We start from the raw sequence: 16,700 nt of genomic DNA, 5'->3' as shown, positions 1-16,700 counted from the left end.
GCTCCGGAGCATTCCGTTATCCGTCGTTTCTCGTCTTGTGAACGATCCACGCCTTGGCACGCTGGTATGAGTAGTTGTCAGTGCAAATCCGGTAGAACGTTGTGCGGCAGATTCGGGTCTTTCAAGACGCTTGCAGCGGCAGCGATGTCCGGCGCCAGCCAGCGATCCTGATCGTAGGCGGGGACCGTTTCGCGCAGCAGTTTCCACGCGCGGTCAGTGCCCACGCCAAAGCGCTGTTCCTTGAGGAATTCAAACGCCTGCGCCGCCAGCAGATATTCAATCGCGAGGATCTGTGTGCAGTTTTCCAGGGCGCGGTGCAGCTTCAGCGCGGCGTTGGTGCCCATGCTCAGGTGATCTTCCTGCAGGCCCGAGGTGATGTAGTTGTCGAGTACCGCCGGTTGCCCCAACTGGCGGTTTTCCGCACACAGCGAAGCGGCGACGTACTGCACGATCATCATCCCCGAGTTGACCCCGGGGTTGGCCACCAGAAACGCTGGCAGACCGCTGACGTGCGGATTGACCAAACGGTCCAGACGGCGCTCGGCAATCGAGCCGATTTCAGCCATGGCAATCGCCAGCAGATCCGCAGCCATCGCCACGGATTGACCGTGCGGGTTGGCCTGCGACATCACCCGGAAATTGTCCGGTGTGCCGAGCAGTAACGGGTTGTCGGTGCAGCCGTTGAGCTCCGCTTCGACCTGCTTTATTGCGTGCTCCAGTTGATCACGCGCGGCGCCGTGCACCTGCGGGATCGAGCGGATGCTCAGCGCGTCCTGAGTGCGAATGCCTTTGCTTGCGGCGATCACTTGGCTGCCATCGAGTAATGCACGCAGATTTTGGCCGACCTGCTGCATGCCCGGATGCGGCTTGAGCGCAATGATCTCGGCATCGAAGGCATCGATCTGGCCGCGCTGGGCTTCGAAACTCATCGCACCAATGACATCGGCCCATTGCAGCAGCCGCGTAGCATCGGCAATCGCCAGGCAACTGAGGCCGGTCATGCAGGGTGTGCCGTTGACCAGACACAAGCCATCCTTCGCGCCGAGCTGCACAGGTTGCAGGCCCTGTTCGGCCAGCGCCTGTTGCGCCGAAATGATCTGCCCGCGATAACTGACATTGCCAACCCCGAGCAACGCGATGCCGATGTGCGCCATGTGCGTCAGATAACCCACCGAACCCTGCGACGGCACCTGCGGGGTGATGCCGCGATTGAGCAGCGCCAGCAGCCCTTCGACCACACGCCGATGCAGGCCGGACTTGCCGTGGCTGTAGTTGTGGATCGCAGCGCAGATGATTGCGCGGGTCTGCTCGTCGCTGAGCACCGGGCCGACACCGCAGGCATGGCTGAGCAAGGTGTTGCGCGAGAGTTGGCTGAGCTGTTCGTCCTGCAGCGAGACGTTGGACAGACCGCCCAGACCAGTATTGACGCCATAGGCGCGCTCGCCGCTGGCGACGATGCGCTGGACGATCGCCTGAGCGTTGTCGATGCGCGCCCAGGTGTCGCTGGACAGTTCCAGCGGCGCGCCGTGACGGGCAACGGCGACCACGTCCTGCCAACGCAGAGGCGCACCGGTGATGATGATTTTTTCAGCCTGGGACATCTAAAACCTCAACCGTAATATTGATGCAGCTCTGCCGGCCCCTTCGCGAGCAAGCTCGCTCCCACATTGGAATGCGGTCTCCTGTGGGAGCGAGCTCGCTCGCGAAGGGGCCGGCCGCATCACCGCAAGTTTGTTAAACCACAGCCGCCCGCCGCTGCACAAACCGGTCGACATACTCATCGGCCGGTGAATGCAGGATTTCCCGTGGCGTACCCACCTGAATCAACCGTCCGTCCTTGAGAATCGCGATGCGGTTGCCGATGCGCACGGCTTCGTCGAGGTCGTGTGTGATGAAGACGATGGTCTTGTGCAGGGTCTTTTGCAGCTCCAGCAACTGGTCCTGCATCTCGGCGCGGATCAGCGGATCCAGCGCACTGAACGCTTCGTCCATGAGAATGATGTCAGTGTCCGCCGCCAACGCCCGGGCCAGGCCAACGCGCTGACGCATGCCGCCGGAGAGCTGGTGCGGGTATTTGTTTTCGTAGCCTTTGAGACCGACGGTGTTGATCCAGTGCAGCGCGCGTTCGGCGCAGACCTGCTTGCTTTCGCCACGGACTTTCAGGCCATAGGCGACGTTATCGAGCACGGTCTTGTGCGGCAGCAGGCCGAAGCTCTGGAACACCATGCTGATCTTGTGCCGGCGAAATTCGCGCAGGGCGTCCATGTCGTACTGCAGGATGTCCTCGCCATCGACCAGAATCGCCCCGCTGGTCGGATCGATCAGGCGATTGAAGTGGCGCACCAGGGTGGATTTGCCCGAGCCGGACAGGCCCATGATCACAAAAATTTCGCCGGTGCCGATGCTCAGTGACAGGTCGTTCACGCCAACCACGCAACCGGTTTCGCTCAGCACCTGATCCTTGCTCTTGCCTTGGCCGACCATGGCCAGCGCATCCTTGGCGCGGTTGCCGAAAATTTTGAAGACGTTTTTGACTTCGATCTTGCTCACGCTTGCGTTGCTCATTTGCTCACCTCGTGGCGTGGCCGACCGTACGCTTGAGTGATGCGGTCGATGACCACAGCGAGAATCACGATCGCCAGCCCGGCTTCCAGACCGCGACCGACGTTGAGGGTCTGAATGCCCACCAGCACGTCCTCACCGAGGCCGCGGGCGCCGATCATCGAAGCGATGACCACCATCGACAGGGCCATCATCGTGGTCTGGTTGATCCCGGCCATGATGCTCGGCAACGCCAGCGGCAATTGCACGCCGAACAGTTGCTGCCAGCGGTTGGCGCCGAAGGCATTAATCGCTTCCATCACTTCACCATCGACCTGGCGAATACCCAGGTCGGTCAGGCGAATCAGCGGTGGCGCGGCGTAGATCACCGTGGCGAAAATCGCCGGCACCTTGCCCAGGCCGAACAGCATCAGCACCGGAATCAGGTACACGAAACTCGGCATGGTCTGCATGATGTCGAGCAACGGCATCAGCACCGAACGCAGACGATTGCTGCGCGCCGAGAGGATCCCCAGCGGGATGCCGATCAGCACCGAAATGATCGTCGCGACCATCATCAGCGCGAGGGTCTGCATGAGCTTGTCCCAGAGGCCGACCGCGCCCACCAGAAACAACAAGCCGACAATCACGGCGGTGGTGACTACCTTACGCGTGGCGTGCCAGGCGATGACACCGACGATCGCCAGCATCAGCCACCACGGCGCAGCACGCAGCAGACCTTCAAGGCTGACGATGGCCCATAGCAGCGTGTCGGAGATGTGGCGGAACACGTCGCCGTAATTGGTCACCAGCGAATCGACCCAACCGTTGACCCAGTCGGCGATGGAAAAGGTAAAGCTTTCGGGAAACATAAGGGACTCTCAATCAAGGGGGTTGCGATCAAGCGTCCGGCTGCCAGTGTCGGCAGCCGGGGAAACCTGACCTACAAGGCCGCGTCGATTTTCTTGGCTGCGTCGTCGCTCACCCATGCGTGCCAGACTTCAGGATGTTCCTTGAGGAAGATTTTCGCCAGTTTTGCCGACTCGATACGTTCCTTGGCCATGCGGCCGAGGTTCTGGTTGAGCAGGTCGATCGGCAGGTTGACCTTCTCCAGCACGGCGACCAGTTCCGGGGCTTCGTCGTGGAAGGTTTTCGACAGGCCGACCTTGATGGTCACGCGCTTGTCGACTCCCGGTTTCTCTTCGAGTTTGACCGCATCGATCTGCCCCATCAGCGGGGTCGGCGACCAGTAGTAGAAGAGGATCGGCTCGCCCCGCTTGTAGCTCGACAGCACTGCCGCATCCAGCGCAGGGCCGGTGCCCGGGCGGAAGTTGGTGTAGCTGTTTTCCAGACCGTAGCTCTTGAGCATTTCGCTGTTGTCGAGTTCGCAGGTCCAGCCGGCCGGGCAGTTATAGAAGCGGCCCTTGGACGGCTCTTCGGCGTCCTTGAACACGGCGGCGTATTTACCCAGGTCGGCGATGTTTTTCAGGTCCGGGGCTTTCGGCTCCAGCTTGCGCTTGGCATCGCCTTCGATGACGTAACGCGGCACGTACCAGCCTTCGACCGCGCCCACCACCGGTGCACCGACACCGACGACCTTGCCGGCCTTCTCGGCCTTGTTCCAGACCTCGCTGCGGCCGACCCACTCTTCGGCAAACACTTGAATATCGTTGCTGCTCAGGGCGTTTTCCATGGTGATGGAATTGCCCGGCAGGCTGTCGGTCTTGCAGCCGTAACCTTTCTCCAGCACCACTTGCAGCACGTCGGTCAGGAGCATGCCGCTTTCCCAGTTCAGCCCGGCGAATTTCACCGGTTTGCCCGATTCGCACCAGCCGACGGCTTGGGTCGCACCGGCACTGGCCAACAGGCCCATGGACAGCAATGTGGTCAGCAGGGTCTTGTTCGATTTCATTGTCGTGACGCTCCTAATCATGAATGGGCTTACGGCAGTTCAAGAGGCATCCAGCCTGGTCCACGTCCAGATCAGGCCTGCGCCGCAGCGCGACCGGTTCCGCTGGTTTTTGCTTGTACGACGCTGTTCTGCTCGACCGGCAGAATCAGCTGATCGGGCACTGCGCTGTGCCATTTTTTCGCGCAGAAGTAATAGACCGCGGCCGGCAGCACCAGGCCGATGATCCAGGAAATGTCCACATCACCCAGGGCCGCCACCAACGGCCCGGTATAGAACTTGGTCGAGATGAACGGCAGCTGTACCAGTACGCCGAACACATAGACGCTGATGCCGAGCAGATTCCAGCGGCCGTAGCGCCCGTTCGGATCGGCCAGCGCCGGCACGTCGTAGCGCTCGCGGGTGATGCAGTAGTAGTCGACCAGATTGATCGCGCTCCACGGGGTGAAGAAGGCGAGCAGAAACAGGATGAACGACTTGAACGCACCGAGGAACGAGTGCTGGCCGAGCAGGGCAATCAGCGTCGCCGCGCCGACGATGAACAGCACGAACACCAGGCGCTGCATACGGGTCACCGTCAGGTGTCCTTTGAAGCCACTGATGATGGTCGCGATGCACATGAAGCTGCCGTAGGAGTTCAGCGTCGAAATGGTCACCTTGCCGAACGCGATGCTGAAATACAGCAGCGCGGCGGTGGCGCCGGTACCGCCGAGGCCGACGATGTAGGCAACTTCATGGCCTGCGAATTGACCGTTGGCCGAAGCGGCAGCAAACACGCCGAGGATCATCGCCACCTGCGCGCCGATCACCGAGCCTGCGCCAGCGGCGAAAAAGGTTTTCACCGACGAAGTAGCGCTCGGCAAGTAGCGCGAGTAGTCCGCGACATACGGGCCGAAAGCGATCTGCCAGGACGCGGCCAGCGACACCGCGAGGAGAAAGCTGCTCCAGCTGAAATGACGGATTTGCAGGAGTGCACCGACGTCGGTCTGGCTCATCAGCCGCCAGAACAGAAACACGAAAGCGATCACGCCAATGACACTGGCGACGCGGCCGATCCAGTGAATCACCCGATAGCCGAGCACCGTGACCAGCACGATGACACTGGCGAAAATCAGGATGCCAACGCTATCGCTGACACCGAACAACTGACCCAGCGCCTGCCCGGACAGCACCGTCCCGGTGGCGGTGAAGCCGAGGTACATCAGGCACACCAGCACGATCGGAATCGCCGCGCCATAAACGCCGAATTGCACACGGCTTGAGATCATCTGCGGCAAGCCCAGTTTCGGCCCTTGCGCGGCATGCAGCGCCATCACGCCACCGCCGAGCAACTGACCGATCAACAGACCGATCAACGACCAGAACACATCACCGCCGAGCACCACAGCCAAGGCCCCGGTGACGATGGCGGTGATCTGCAGGTTGGCGCCCATCCACAGGGTGAACTGGCTGAACAGACGACCGTGTCTTTCCGCTTCCGGGATGTAGTCGATCGAACGCCTTTCGATCAACGGAGTACTGCCTGCACGTTCGTTGTTAACCGCCATGATTCAACCTCTGTGGATTGTTGTGCGTTGCGAGTGGGTTGATCTCTGTAGGAGCTGCCGAAGGCTGCGATCTTTTGCTCTTCGGCGTCGGTGAGGACGCCAAAAGATCGCAGCCTGCGGCAGCTCCTACAGGGGTTCAGCATTTATTTGCCAGTAATCATCGGCAGATTCAGCCCCTGCTCTTTCGCGCAGTCGATCGCAATCTGGTAACCGGCATCCGCATGGCGCATGACGCCGGTGGCCGGGTCGTTGTGCAGTACGCGAGCGATGCGCTCTGCGGCCTCATCGGTACCGTCGCAGACAATCACCATCCCCGAATGCTGCGAGAAGCCCATGCCGACACCGCCGCCATGGTGCAGCGATACCCAGGTCGCGCCGCTCGCAGTGTTCAGCAGCGCGTTGAGCAGTGGCCAGTCGGACACGGCGTCGGAACCGTCCTGCATCGATTCGGTTTCGCGGTTGGGACTGGCGACCGAGCCGGAGTCGAGGTGGTCGCGACCGATCACCACCGGTGCCGACAGCTCACCGCTACGGACCATTTCGTTGAAGGCCAGACCGAGCTTGGCGCGCAGGCCCAGGCCGACCCAGCAGATACGCGCCGGCAGACCCTGGAAGCTGATGCGCTCACGGGCCATGTCCAGCCAGTTGTGCAGGTGCGCGTCGTCCGGGATGAGCTCTTTGACCTTGGCGTCGGTTTTGTAGATGTCCTGCGGATCACCCGACAGCGCCGCCCAACGGAACGGGCCGATGCCACGGCAGAACAGCGGACGGATGTAGGCCGGAACGAAACCCGGGAAATCGAAGGCATTTTCGACGCCTTCTTCCTGGGCCATCTGCCGGATGTTGTTGCCGTAGTCGAAGGTCGGAATGCCTTGCTTCTGGAATTCCAGCATCGCTTTGACGTGCACGGCCATCGACTGCTTGGCGGCTTTGATCACAGCAGCCGGTTCGGTCTTGGCGCGGGCGCGGTATTCGTCCCAGCTCCAGCCGGCCGGCAGGTAACCGTTGAGCGGGTCGTGGGCGCTGGTCTGGTCAGTGACCATGTCCGGGCGCACGCCACGCTTGACCAGTACCGGAAGGATTTCCGCCGCGTTGCCGAGCAGCGCGATGGAGATTGCCTTGCCTTCCTTGGTGTATTTTTCGATGCGCGCCAAGGCGTCGTCGAGGTCTTTGGCTTGCTCGTCGACGTAACGGCTTTTCAGGCGGAAATCGATGCTGACCTGCTGGCATTCAATGTTCAGCGAGCAGGCGCCGGCCAGGGTGGCGGCCAGCGGTTGCGCGCCGCCCATGCCACCGAGGCCCGCGGTCAGCACCCAGCGACCCTTGAGGTCAGCGTTGTAATGCTGGCGACCGGCTTCGACGAAGGTTTCGTAGGTGCCTTGAACGATGCCCTGACTGCCGATGTAGATCCAGCTGCCAGCGGTCATCTGGCCGTACATGGCCAGGCCCTTGGCGTCGAGTTCGTTGAAGTGCTCCCAGCTCGCCCAGTGCGGCACGAGGTTGGAGTTGGCGATGAGCACGCGCGGCGCGTTGCTATGAGTCTTGAACACGCCGACCGGCTTGCCCGATTGCACCAGCAGGGTTTCGTCGTCGTTCAGGTGGGTCAGGCTCTCGACGATTTTGTCGTAGCACTCCCAGTTCCGGGCGGCGCGGCCGATGCCACCGTAGACCACCAGTTCTTTCGGGTTCTCGGCGACTTCCGGGTCGAGATTGTTCATCAACATGCGCAGCGGCGCTTCGGTCAGCCAGCTCTTGGCGGTCAGCGTGTTACCGCGTGCGGCGCGAATCTGCACGTCACGAAACTTGTTGCTGTTCTGGGTATTGTCAGTCACGAAAAAGACTCCTCAGCGATCAATTCAAACCAACCCTGGCATTGGGCAGCAGCCTGCACGCGTCAATGCGTGACAAGCGAATCAGTGGACGCTGCGGAGAGTCTCGGACGACTCATACGCATACGTCTTTACTTGTACATACAAGCATATGCAATCAAGCGGCCAACTTGCTGGAGCGGTGTTCAAGAAAAACCATGGGCGAGGCTGGAGAGCGCCTGGAACAAGGGTTCTGACGTGAATGAAATTTTTCTGAGGTGTAGTTGAGAAAGGCGGGGGCTTGGCTGTGTGACTTGGACTTTGCGCCACGCTGGGGCGTTCGGTAACAAGTTGGTGCGAGGTTTGGGAACATCCAAAAGCACAAGATCGCAGCCTTCGGCAGCTCCCACGGGGTGTACCTTAATCCCACTGTAGGAGCTGCCGAAGGCTGCGATCTTTTAGATTGTCGAATCAGCGCGCAGTCAGCTCAATCACACAGCAGCCCGCATCGACGCAGACTTCAATAAGCCCGGAATTACCGTCCAGTTGCAGGCAATCATGTCGCCCCAACTGAGACCCGCTTGCCCCAACCTGCACTTGCAGCAAGTCACTGACACTGAACACCAGCACTGTCGATGCCGAACTGAAGAACCGCTGCTCGCCGGCCAACCACTGCAATCGCGCGCTGTAACGTTGCGGCGCGTAAATCAGATTGAAGTCGCGAATCGCACCGCCGAGCAAGGTGCAGGACACCTGACTTTCGCCGCTGAAAGCAAACGGGTCGAGGGGTAATAGTGGGTGGGTATCGTCACCGTCGACGCACAGGGTCATGCCGTCACCCTGCAACACGGTGATCACTCGCTGGTAACCGGCGAATGTCGAGAAACCGCCCGATTCAGCGATGTCGGCAATCGACAGGCGCCAGCCGAATCCATCCAGACCTGCGCCCGCATCCCGAGTAATTTCTTCGGTGCTGCCGCCACCGTTCTTCCACGGCATGCGTGGGTAGCCCTCAGCGCGTAAAACTTTTACCTGGCTCATTTGTGAAACCGACCCTCCAGACGATGACGCGAACCGGGATGAATCAAACGCGCCGCCGTCACCGGCTGACGCCCCGACCAGGTACGCCGACGAATCAACAAGCAGGGCTCGCCCTTTTCGATCTGCAGCAACTTGCATTCGGAAGGCTCGGCGAGTATCGCTTCGACCACGTGCTCGCCTTCGGTCAGCGGTGCGACCTGGTTGAGATAGGCATAAGGTGTTTGCAGGGTGAAATCCTGCTTGAGGTATTCCGGGGCAACCAGGGCGTTGACGAAACGGTCTTCGATTTGCACCGGAATGTCGTTTTCGTAATGCACGATCAGCGAGTGGAAGACTTTCTGCCCTTCGCGCATGTCCAGTGCCAGCGCGCGCTCGGAACCGGCGGCCTCTTCTTCGAGGGTGATGACCTGGCAGGTGTGGCGATGACCGCGCGAGGCGATTTCGTCGGCGATGTTGTGCACTTCGAACAGCGCGGACTGGCTCTTCGGTTCGGCGACAAAGGTGCCGACGCCTTGCATGCGCACCAGCAGGCCGTCAGCAGTCATCTCGCGCAGGGCGCGGTTGATGGTCATGCGGCTGAAGCCGAGCTGGCTGACCAGCTCGCTTTCGGACGGTACGCGGTAGTGCGGCGGCCAGTTACCGCTGTCGATCTGCTGGGTGATCATCTGTTTGACGCGGGCGTACAAGGGCGCCGGACTGTCGCCCATGTTCGCGGCCAACGGAGAGACTGGAGGCGGAGTCGGCACGGTTGATCCCTGTTCATTGGATGAAAGTGACTAGCTTGCCGGAGTTTACCGGGCAGGCAAACGTCTGTATATGTATATACAAATTACACACGATGGGGTGCCGAACGATGTCCGCCTTCTTTGCCGAACGCGCACTGCTGCCTAACGGATGGGCCAACAATGTACGTCTCGAGGTCAGCGCCGATGGCCTGCTGACCCGAATCCAGGCCGATTCCACCGCAGACGGTGCCGAGCGGCTGAACGGGCCTTTGCTGCCGGGGATGCCCAATCTGCACTCCCATGCCTTCCAGCGTGCGATGGCTGGATTGGCCGAAGTGGCCGGCAATCCTAACGACAGTTTCTGGACCTGGCGCGATCTGATGTATCGCCTCGTCGGAAAGATCAGCCCGGACCAGCTCGGCATCATTGCCCGCCAGCTGTACATCGAAATGCTCAAGGCCGGGTACACATCGGTGGCCGAATTTCATTACGTGCACCACGAGAGCAACGGCCAGCCGTATGCCGATCCGGCCGAACTGGCCTTGCGCATCAGTCAGGCCGCGAGCGAAAGCGGAATCGGTCTGACATTGCTGCCGGTGCTCTACAGCCATTCCGGTTTCGGTGGCCAGATGCCTAACGATGGCCAGCGGCGATTTATCAACAGCACCGAAAACTATTTGAATCTGCAATCGCGTCTGCAGCCCTTACTGGCACAGCAAAAGGCGCAATCGCTGGGGCTGTGTTTCCATTCGCTGCGTGCGGTCACGCCACAGCAGATCAGTGAAGTGCTGGCTGCCAGCGACAGACAATGCCCGGTACATATCCACATCGCCGAACAGCAGAAAGAAGTCGATGACTGCCTGAGCTGGAGCGGGCGGCGTCCGTTGCAATGGCTGTATGAAAACACCGAGGTCGATCAGCGCTGGTGTCTGGTCCACGCGACCCATGCGAATCCCGAGGAAGTCACGCTGATGGCCAACAGTCGCGCGATCGCCGGGCTGTGTCTGACCACTGAAGCCAATCTGGGCGACGGGATTTTCCCGGCGGTGGATTTTCTCGCCCAGGGCGGGCGCATGGGCATTGGCTCCGACAGCCATGTGTCGCTGAGCGTGGTGGAAGAATTGCGCTGGCTGGAATATGGCCAGCGCCTGCGCGATCAGCGGCGCAATCGCTTGTATGGCGCGGATCAGCCGATGGTCGGCCGCACGCTGTATGACGCGGCGCTGGACGGCGGCGCGCAGGCGTTGGGGCAGCCGATCGGTGCGCTGGAGGTGGGCAAGCGCGCGGACTGGATCGTGCTCGATGGCAACGATCCGTATCTGGCGACAGCGTCGGGGGACGGGATTCTCAATCGCTGGTTGTTCGCCGGCGGCGATCGGCAGGTGCGCGATGTGCTGGTGAATGGTCAGTGGGTGGTGCGCGATGGACGGCATTCTGGCGAAGAAGACAGCGCCCTAGCCTTTACCCAGGTCCTGCGCGATCTCTTGGGCTGATCCAAAACCAAACTGTGGGAGCGAGCCTGCTCGCGAACGCGGTGTATCAGTCAACATTCATATCGACTGACACGCCCTCTTCGCGAGCAGGCTCGCTCCCACATTTGATTTGTATAGCGGCTTAATTGGATGTCTTGGCCATCTGCCGATCCGACGCGCGCCAGATCAATCGCGTAGTGTCGTAGCCCTGCTGACGCGCCTTGCTCAGCAATTCTTCGCGCACTACGCCGTTGACAGTCGGCGTGCGTGACAGCAGCCACAGATACTTGCGACTTGGATCGCCGACAATCGCGGTCTTGTAATCGCCGCTGACGTACAACACCCAATACTCGCCCTTCGCCACACCCGGCACCAGGCGCGAGAACCAGTTATCGAATTCGACCCAGAGCTTATCGGTCTTGCCGGGCACCTGGGGATAAGCCGTGCCCTTGGCTTCTTCCCACTGCCAGTCCGGCGTCAGACAGCGGTTGAGCACGCCGACATTACCGTCAGGCTTGAGGCTGTAGTGGGCTTCGGATTGCGCGCAATGGCGTTGAAAGTACATCGGCAAGCGTGCCAGTTCATACCAGGTGCCCTGATAACGCTTGAGATTGACGCTGTCGACGGTCTTCGGCGCCAGCGGGTCGACGCCGGAAGTGGCGCAGCCGGCCAGTACCAGGCCAGCAAAAAGGATCAGCAATAACCGCTTCATTTTTATCTCCGTGGGCGCGAAGCCCCGGTTTACTTCAGGCCTTGGCCGGAAAACATCAGCACTTTGTCACCGGCGTATTGCACGCTGATAAAGCTGTTCTTGTCGCCCCAGGTGCAGCTGGACATACCGAGCGCGCCCGAGCAATCGGTGGGCTTGCCGAGAAGGCTTTCCACTTCGGACTTGGCCATGCCGGCCGAGAGCTTCGAGTAGTTTTCCTGATTGACCTTGCTGCATGCGGCCAACAGCACGCAAAACGACAGCAGGGCGATAGATCGCAGCGACATGGTGAAACTCCTGGAACGAGGGGGGATGGCATGGTGCCAACCAGAAGCTTAGAAGAGCAAAGTGTCATCTGGTTCCGTGACCGGATGCCTATTTATCAGGCCGCCCGTCCGGCTTTTGCCGGTAAATCAAAAACTTTGTGAAGCTGTCGAGCATTTCGTCGACTTTCCCCGCAAGCGCCTAATCTTTGGCGCGCCGCGGTCGAAATAAGAGCAGCGCAACGCTGCCGAATATGGCAAATTGCCGCCCTTTCCTGACCAGCCCCTTCGCGGTAGTTCATTAGATGACCAGAAACATGAAATTCAGCCACAAGATCCTGCTGGCTGCTGCCCTCGTGGTGGCCGTTGCGTTCGCCTGTTTCATCTTCTTCAACGACTATCGCCAGCGTCAGGCATTGAGCAGCAGCACCGAAGCGACCATGCAGGAGCTGGGCAGCCTGACCACCAGCAACATCCAGACCTGGCTGGAAAGCCGCATTCAACTGCTGCAATCGCTGTCACAGCAGGTAGCCGTCGACGGCAACGCGCCCGCCAGCCTCAAGCGCATCATCGACCTGCCCGCCTACACCGGCAATTTCCAGCTCAGCTACTTCGGTGGCGCTGACGGCGTGATGTTTTCCGTGCCCGCCGGCAACCGCGCGCCGGACTATGACCCGCGTGCTCGCGGCTGGTACAAAGCGGCGAACAGCGCGCAACAGACTATCGTCACCGAACCGTACATCGCCGCTTCGTCGGGCAAACTGGTGATCACTGTGGCCACCCCGGTGCAGCGTCAAGGCCAGATGCTTGGCGTCGCCGGGGCCGATATCGACCTGACCAGTGTCAGCGCGATCATCAACTCGCTGAATTTCGGCGGCCACGGGCACGCGTTCATCGTCAGCGCCGAAGGCAAGATCCTGATTCACCCGGACAGCAAACTGGTGCTCAAAACCCTCGCCGAGGCCTATCCGAACGGTGCGCCTCAAGTCAGTCCGGGCCTGAAAGAAGTCGAGCTTGATGGCAAGACCCAGTTGATTTCCTTCACTCGCGTCAACGGCGTGCCGTCGGCCGACTGGTACGTGGCGCTGGTGCTCGACAAAGACACCGCGTTCTCGATGCTCAGTGAATTCCGCACCTCGGCACTGATCGCCATGGTCATCGCCGTGCTGATCATCATCGGCCTGCTCGGCATGCTGATTCGCGTGCTGATGCAGCCGCTGCTGACCATGGGCCGTGCAATGCACGACATCGCTGAAGGCGAAGGCGACCTGACCAAACGTCTGGTGATCCACGGCAACGATGAATTCGGCGCGCTGGGCACTTCGTTCAACCGCTTCGTCGAACGTATCCACACTTCGATCCGCGAAGTGTCTTCGGCCACCGGCCAGGTCAACGAGGTCGCCCTGCGCGTCGTCGCCGCCTCGAACTCGTCGATGTACAACTCCGACCAGCAGGCCAGCCGCACCAACAGCGTTGCCGCCGCGATCAATGAGCTTGGCGCCGCCGCCCAGGAAATCGCCCAGAACGCCGCCCTCGCCTCGCAGCATTCCAGCGATGCGCGCAGCCTTGCGGTCGACGGCCAGCAGGTGGTGGATAAAACCATTCAAGCCATGCAGCAACTGTCGGCGAAAATCAGCGACTCCTGCGGCAACATCGAAACCCTGAACAGCAACACGGTGAACATCGGCCAGATTCTCGAGGTGATCACCAGCATTTCCCAGCAGACCAACCTGCTCGCACTCAACGCCGCCATCGAAGCGGCGCGTGCCGGTGAAGCCGGACGCGGTTTCGCCGTGGTCGCCGACGAGGTGCGTAATCTCGCGCATCGCACCCAGGATTCGGCGCAGCAAGTGCAGAAGATGATCGAAGAATTGCAGGTCGGCGCACGCCAGGCGGTGACCATCATGACCGAGAGCCAGCGCGAGAGCGAAAGCAGCGTCGGCATCGCCAACCAGGCAGGCGAGCGCCTGGGCAGCGTGACCCAGCGCATCGGCGAAATCGACGGCATGAACCAGTCGGTGGCGACCGCGACTGAAGAGCAGACTGCTGTGGTCGAGTCGATCAATGTCGATATCAACGAGATCAACACGCTGAATCAGGAGGGTGTGGAAAACTTGCAGGCTACGTTGCGCGCCTGTTCGGATCTTGAGCAGCAGGCGGCGCGGTTGAAGCAGCTGGTCGGCAGCTTCAGGATTTAAGCTGCGGCCTCAAGCCTGCTCGCGAAAGCGGCAGCAGCGACGAAAACGTTTCGAACTGAAATACGCTTGGTCAGCCCGCACAGACTATGGACCAAATTAAGACTAAACTCAGCCCTGTTCAATTTGGCAGGGTTCATCATGAAGCTTTCTTCGCAAATCAAACCGATCAGTTACCTGAAAAGCCATACGGCCGAGATCGTCAAATCAATCACTGAGAGCCGCGAGCCGCTGGTAATTACCCAAAACGGTGAAGCCAAGTTAGTCGTTATGGATGTGAAGAGTTTTGAAGAGCAAGAAGGCACGATGGCCTTGCTCAAATTGTTGGCGATGGGTAATCGGGAGATTGAGGAAGGCAAGTTCAATGACGCTCAAGATGTCTTTGCCGAACTGGATAAGGCCGATCATCAATGAGTATAAAGGTGGTTATCCTTCAGTCCGCTCAAACAGATCTCAAAGAAATTCGCACGTACCTCGTCAAAGAATTCTCCAGCCAGATTTGGCAAAAAACCTATGCCGATCTCAAAATTTCGATTCTTGGTCTTGCAGATCTGCCTTATTCAGGATCGATTCCCGAAGAGATCGAAAAGCTCAATCTCGGCCAGTATCGGCAAATCATTTCAGGTATGAATCGGATTATTTATGAGGTGCGAGAAAAAACGGTTTTCGTCCATATCATTGTCGATACACGAAAAAGCCTACCGGCACTGTTGATGAAACGGCTTCTACGAGGCAGTCCTTGATTTAGAACCGGGCTCCGGGTTGACCAAGAAACTCCAACTCCTCCACCGTAGACTCCCGCCCCAACACCGAATTGCGGTGCGGAAATCTTCCAAACTGCGCAATCACTTTCCGATGCCGCTCGGCATAGTCTAGGTTATCGGCAAACACCGCCCGCTCCGCCTCCGGCTGTTCAGCCACCAGCGCCATGAAGCGCGATACGGCTTCGTTCTGCACCGCGAGGTTTTCGCAGTGTTCGAACACCAGATAAATGAACACGCGCTGAATCGGCTTCAACTGCCGATCAAAATCTGCCGCAACGCCTTGCGCGACAAGTTTCTGTGCAAGCAGATCGCCGGAAAATGCTTTGGGGGTATCGCGGTAGATCATGCGCGGCAGTTGATCGAGCAGCAGCACTACCGACAGCCAACCTTCGGGACATTGCGTCCACTCGGTCAATTCGCCGGCCAGGGCCTGATCGACAAAGACCCCGAAACGCGTCTGCGCTTCGAGGTCCTGGCTGTTTCGCTTACCGAACCACAACTTGCCCTTGTCAGCCGATATCTCGTCCGGTGATTCGGCGTGTCCGAACCACCAGTCAAGCAACGGCTGCCAGGGCGCGTGCATGGTTTATTCCTTGTGGTAGGCCGTGGCGCGGGCGACTTCTTCTTTCGAACCGAGGAACACTGCAACGCGCTGGTGCAGGCCTTCCGGCTGGATGTCGAGAATACGCTGGTGACCATCGGTGGACGCGCCGCCGGCTTGTTCGACGAGGAACGACATCGGGTTGGCTTCGTACATCAGGCGCAGCTTGCCCGGCTTGGATGGCTCGCGGCTGTCGCGCGGATACATGAACAGACCGCCACGGGTCAGGATACGGTGCACGTCGGCAACCATCGCCGCGACCCAGCGCATGTTGTAGTTCTTCTTCAACGGGCCTTCTTCACCGGCTAGCAATTCACCGACGTAGCGCTGCACCGGGGCTTCCCAGTGACGCTGGTTGGACATGTTGATGGCGAATTCCTGGGTGGTTTCAGGAATGGTGATGTCTTCGTGAGTCAGGACGAAGCTGCCCATCTCACGATCCAGGGTGAAGCCTTTAACGCCGTCGCCCAAGGTCAGCACCAGCATGGTCTGCGGGCCGTAGATCGCGTAGCCGGCGGCCACTTGCTGGGTGCCTGGCTGCAAGAAGGCTTTTTCGTTCAGCGGCTCGTTCTGGCTCAGGTATTCGTTCGGGCAACGCAATACCGAGAAGATCGTGCCGACCGGGGCGTTGATGTCGATGTTCGACGAGCCGTCCAGTGGATCGAATACCAGCAGGTACGCGCCTTTCGGATATTTGCCCGGGATCTGGTAGGCATTGTCCATTTCTTCGGACGCCATGCCGGCCAGGTGACCGCCCCATTCGTTGGCTTCGAGCAGGATCTCGTTCGACAGCACGTCGAGCTTCTTCTGCACTTCGCCTTGTACGTTCTCGGTGCCCATGCTGCCCAGAACACCACCCAGGGCGCCTTTGGACACGGCGTGGCTGATCTCCTTGCAGGCACGCGCCACCACTTCGATCAAAAAGCGCAGATCGGCAGGAGTGTTGTTGCTGCGGGTCTGCTCAATCAAATAGCGACTCAAGGTAACGCGGGACATGGACGGCTCCGGTGGAATGGGGGGCTGAAAACCCGCGCAGTTTACAGGGAGTCTGAAAACCTAGCGAGCGAAGACGCCGGCTAACGTGCGCCTGGGTGTATTTGCCTGTATGAGACGTGATTGTCGGTG

General features: G+C 59.9%; 16 protein-coding genes. 4 read left to right on the top strand and 12 right to left on the bottom strand.

The genetic code is table 11. The features are described 5' to 3' along the window. Window positions 1–77: 77 nt before the first annotated feature. From hutH to hutC, 8 genes are all read right to left on the bottom strand, one after another. Window positions 78–1,601, bottom strand: coding sequence for a histidine ammonia-lyase (hutH, locus tag J2Y90_RS07825; protein ID WP_253498152.1), 1,524 nt, complete (start codon window positions 1,599–1,601; stop codon window positions 78–80). Window positions 1,602–1,734: 133 nt separating this feature from the next. Continuing rightward, entirely contained in the window at window positions 1,735–2,565 is an 831-nt protein-coding gene (locus tag J2Y90_RS07820; RefSeq protein WP_253498150.1) for a quaternary amine ABC transporter ATP-binding protein, read from the bottom strand. After that, a complete protein-coding gene (locus tag J2Y90_RS07815) occupies window positions 2,562–3,413 on the bottom strand; it encodes an ABC transporter permease (protein WP_016772087.1) in 852 nt (283 codons plus the stop codon). The genes J2Y90_RS07820 and J2Y90_RS07815 overlap by 4 nt, the downstream gene beginning before the upstream one ends. 71 nt (window positions 3,414–3,484) lie before the next feature. Continuing rightward, complete coding sequence (locus J2Y90_RS07810; RefSeq protein WP_253498147.1) at window positions 3,485–4,453, bottom strand: ABC transporter substrate-binding protein; 969 nt, start codon at window positions 4,451–4,453, stop codon at window positions 3,485–3,487. Window positions 4,454–4,524: 71 nt separating this feature from the next. Further along, window positions 4,525–5,997, bottom strand: a complete 1,473-nt coding sequence (locus tag J2Y90_RS07805; RefSeq protein WP_252875452.1) for a purine-cytosine permease family protein — start codon at window positions 5,995–5,997, stop codon at window positions 4,525–4,527. A gap of 143 nt (window positions 5,998–6,140) precedes the next feature. After that, complete coding sequence (hutU, locus tag J2Y90_RS07800; protein ID WP_253498144.1) at window positions 6,141–7,829, bottom strand: urocanate hydratase; 1,689 nt, start codon at window positions 7,827–7,829, stop codon at window positions 6,141–6,143. 447 nt (window positions 7,830–8,276) lie between these two features. Then, window positions 8,277–8,846: a HutD/Ves family protein gene (locus tag J2Y90_RS07795; RefSeq protein WP_253498141.1), complete on the bottom strand. Its 570-nt coding sequence runs from the start codon at window positions 8,844–8,846 to the stop codon at window positions 8,277–8,279. Further along, complete coding sequence (gene hutC / locus J2Y90_RS07790; protein WP_162803449.1) at window positions 8,843–9,553, bottom strand: histidine utilization repressor; 711 nt, start codon at window positions 9,551–9,553, stop codon at window positions 8,843–8,845. The genes J2Y90_RS07795 and hutC overlap by 4 nt, the downstream gene beginning before the upstream one ends. A gap of 146 nt (window positions 9,554–9,699) precedes the next feature. Here hutC and J2Y90_RS07785 point away from each other — a divergent pair, with 146 nt between their 5' ends. Then, entirely contained in the window at window positions 9,700–11,064 is a 1,365-nt protein-coding gene (locus J2Y90_RS07785; protein WP_253498139.1) for a formimidoylglutamate deiminase, read from the top strand. 121 nt (window positions 11,065–11,185) lie between these two features. Here the strand turns inward: J2Y90_RS07785 and J2Y90_RS07780 are convergent, their stop codons facing one another. Together J2Y90_RS07780 and J2Y90_RS07775 are read right to left on the bottom strand one after the other, a co-directional pair. Further along, window positions 11,186–11,755: a lipocalin family protein gene (locus tag J2Y90_RS07780; protein ID WP_253498136.1), complete on the bottom strand. Its 570-nt coding sequence runs from the start codon at window positions 11,753–11,755 to the stop codon at window positions 11,186–11,188. 29 nt (window positions 11,756–11,784) lie between these two features. Next, window positions 11,785–12,039, bottom strand: coding sequence for an outer membrane protein assembly factor BamE (locus tag J2Y90_RS07775; protein ID WP_253498133.1), 255 nt, complete (start codon window positions 12,037–12,039; stop codon window positions 11,785–11,787). A gap of 281 nt (window positions 12,040–12,320) precedes the next feature. Between J2Y90_RS07775 and J2Y90_RS07770 the strand changes: the two genes are divergently transcribed. The 3 genes from J2Y90_RS07770 (at window position 12,321) to J2Y90_RS07760 (ending at window position 14,953) form a co-directional block, all read left to right on the top strand. Then, on the top strand, window positions 12,321–14,213 hold the full coding sequence (locus J2Y90_RS07770; protein ID WP_253498130.1) for a methyl-accepting chemotaxis protein: 1,893 nt from the start codon (window positions 12,321–12,323) through the stop codon (window positions 14,211–14,213). 138 nt (window positions 14,214–14,351) lie between these two features. Next, on the top strand, window positions 14,352–14,624 hold the full coding sequence (locus J2Y90_RS07765) for a type II toxin-antitoxin system Phd/YefM family antitoxin (RefSeq protein WP_101156736.1): 273 nt from the start codon (window positions 14,352–14,354) through the stop codon (window positions 14,622–14,624). Continuing rightward, complete coding sequence (locus J2Y90_RS07760; RefSeq protein WP_253498127.1) at window positions 14,621–14,953, top strand: type II toxin-antitoxin system RelE/ParE family toxin; 333 nt, start codon at window positions 14,621–14,623, stop codon at window positions 14,951–14,953. The genes J2Y90_RS07765 and J2Y90_RS07760 overlap by 4 nt, the downstream gene beginning before the upstream one ends. Before the next feature lies 1 nt (window position 14,954). Here the strand turns inward: J2Y90_RS07760 and J2Y90_RS07755 are convergent, their stop codons facing one another. Together J2Y90_RS07755 and J2Y90_RS07750 are read right to left on the bottom strand one after the other, a co-directional pair. Beyond that, window positions 14,955–15,557, bottom strand: a complete 603-nt coding sequence (locus J2Y90_RS07755) for a DUF924 family protein (protein WP_253498124.1) — start codon at window positions 15,555–15,557, stop codon at window positions 14,955–14,957. Window positions 15,558–15,560: 3 nt separating this feature from the next. Further along, complete coding sequence (locus tag J2Y90_RS07750) at window positions 15,561–16,571, bottom strand: class 1 fructose-bisphosphatase (protein ID WP_039756611.1); 1,011 nt, start codon at window positions 16,569–16,571, stop codon at window positions 15,561–15,563. Window positions 16,572–16,700: the final 129 nt, after the last annotated feature.

The sequence above is a fragment of the Pseudomonas koreensis genome (genome assembly GCF_024169245.1).
In the GTDB taxonomy this organism is placed as follows: Bacteria; Pseudomonadota; Gammaproteobacteria; order Pseudomonadales; family Pseudomonadaceae; genus Aquipseudomonas; species Aquipseudomonas koreensis_F.
The sequence above is the reverse complement of the archived record's forward strand: the minus strand, read 5'-3'. Positions and strand labels throughout refer to the sequence as shown.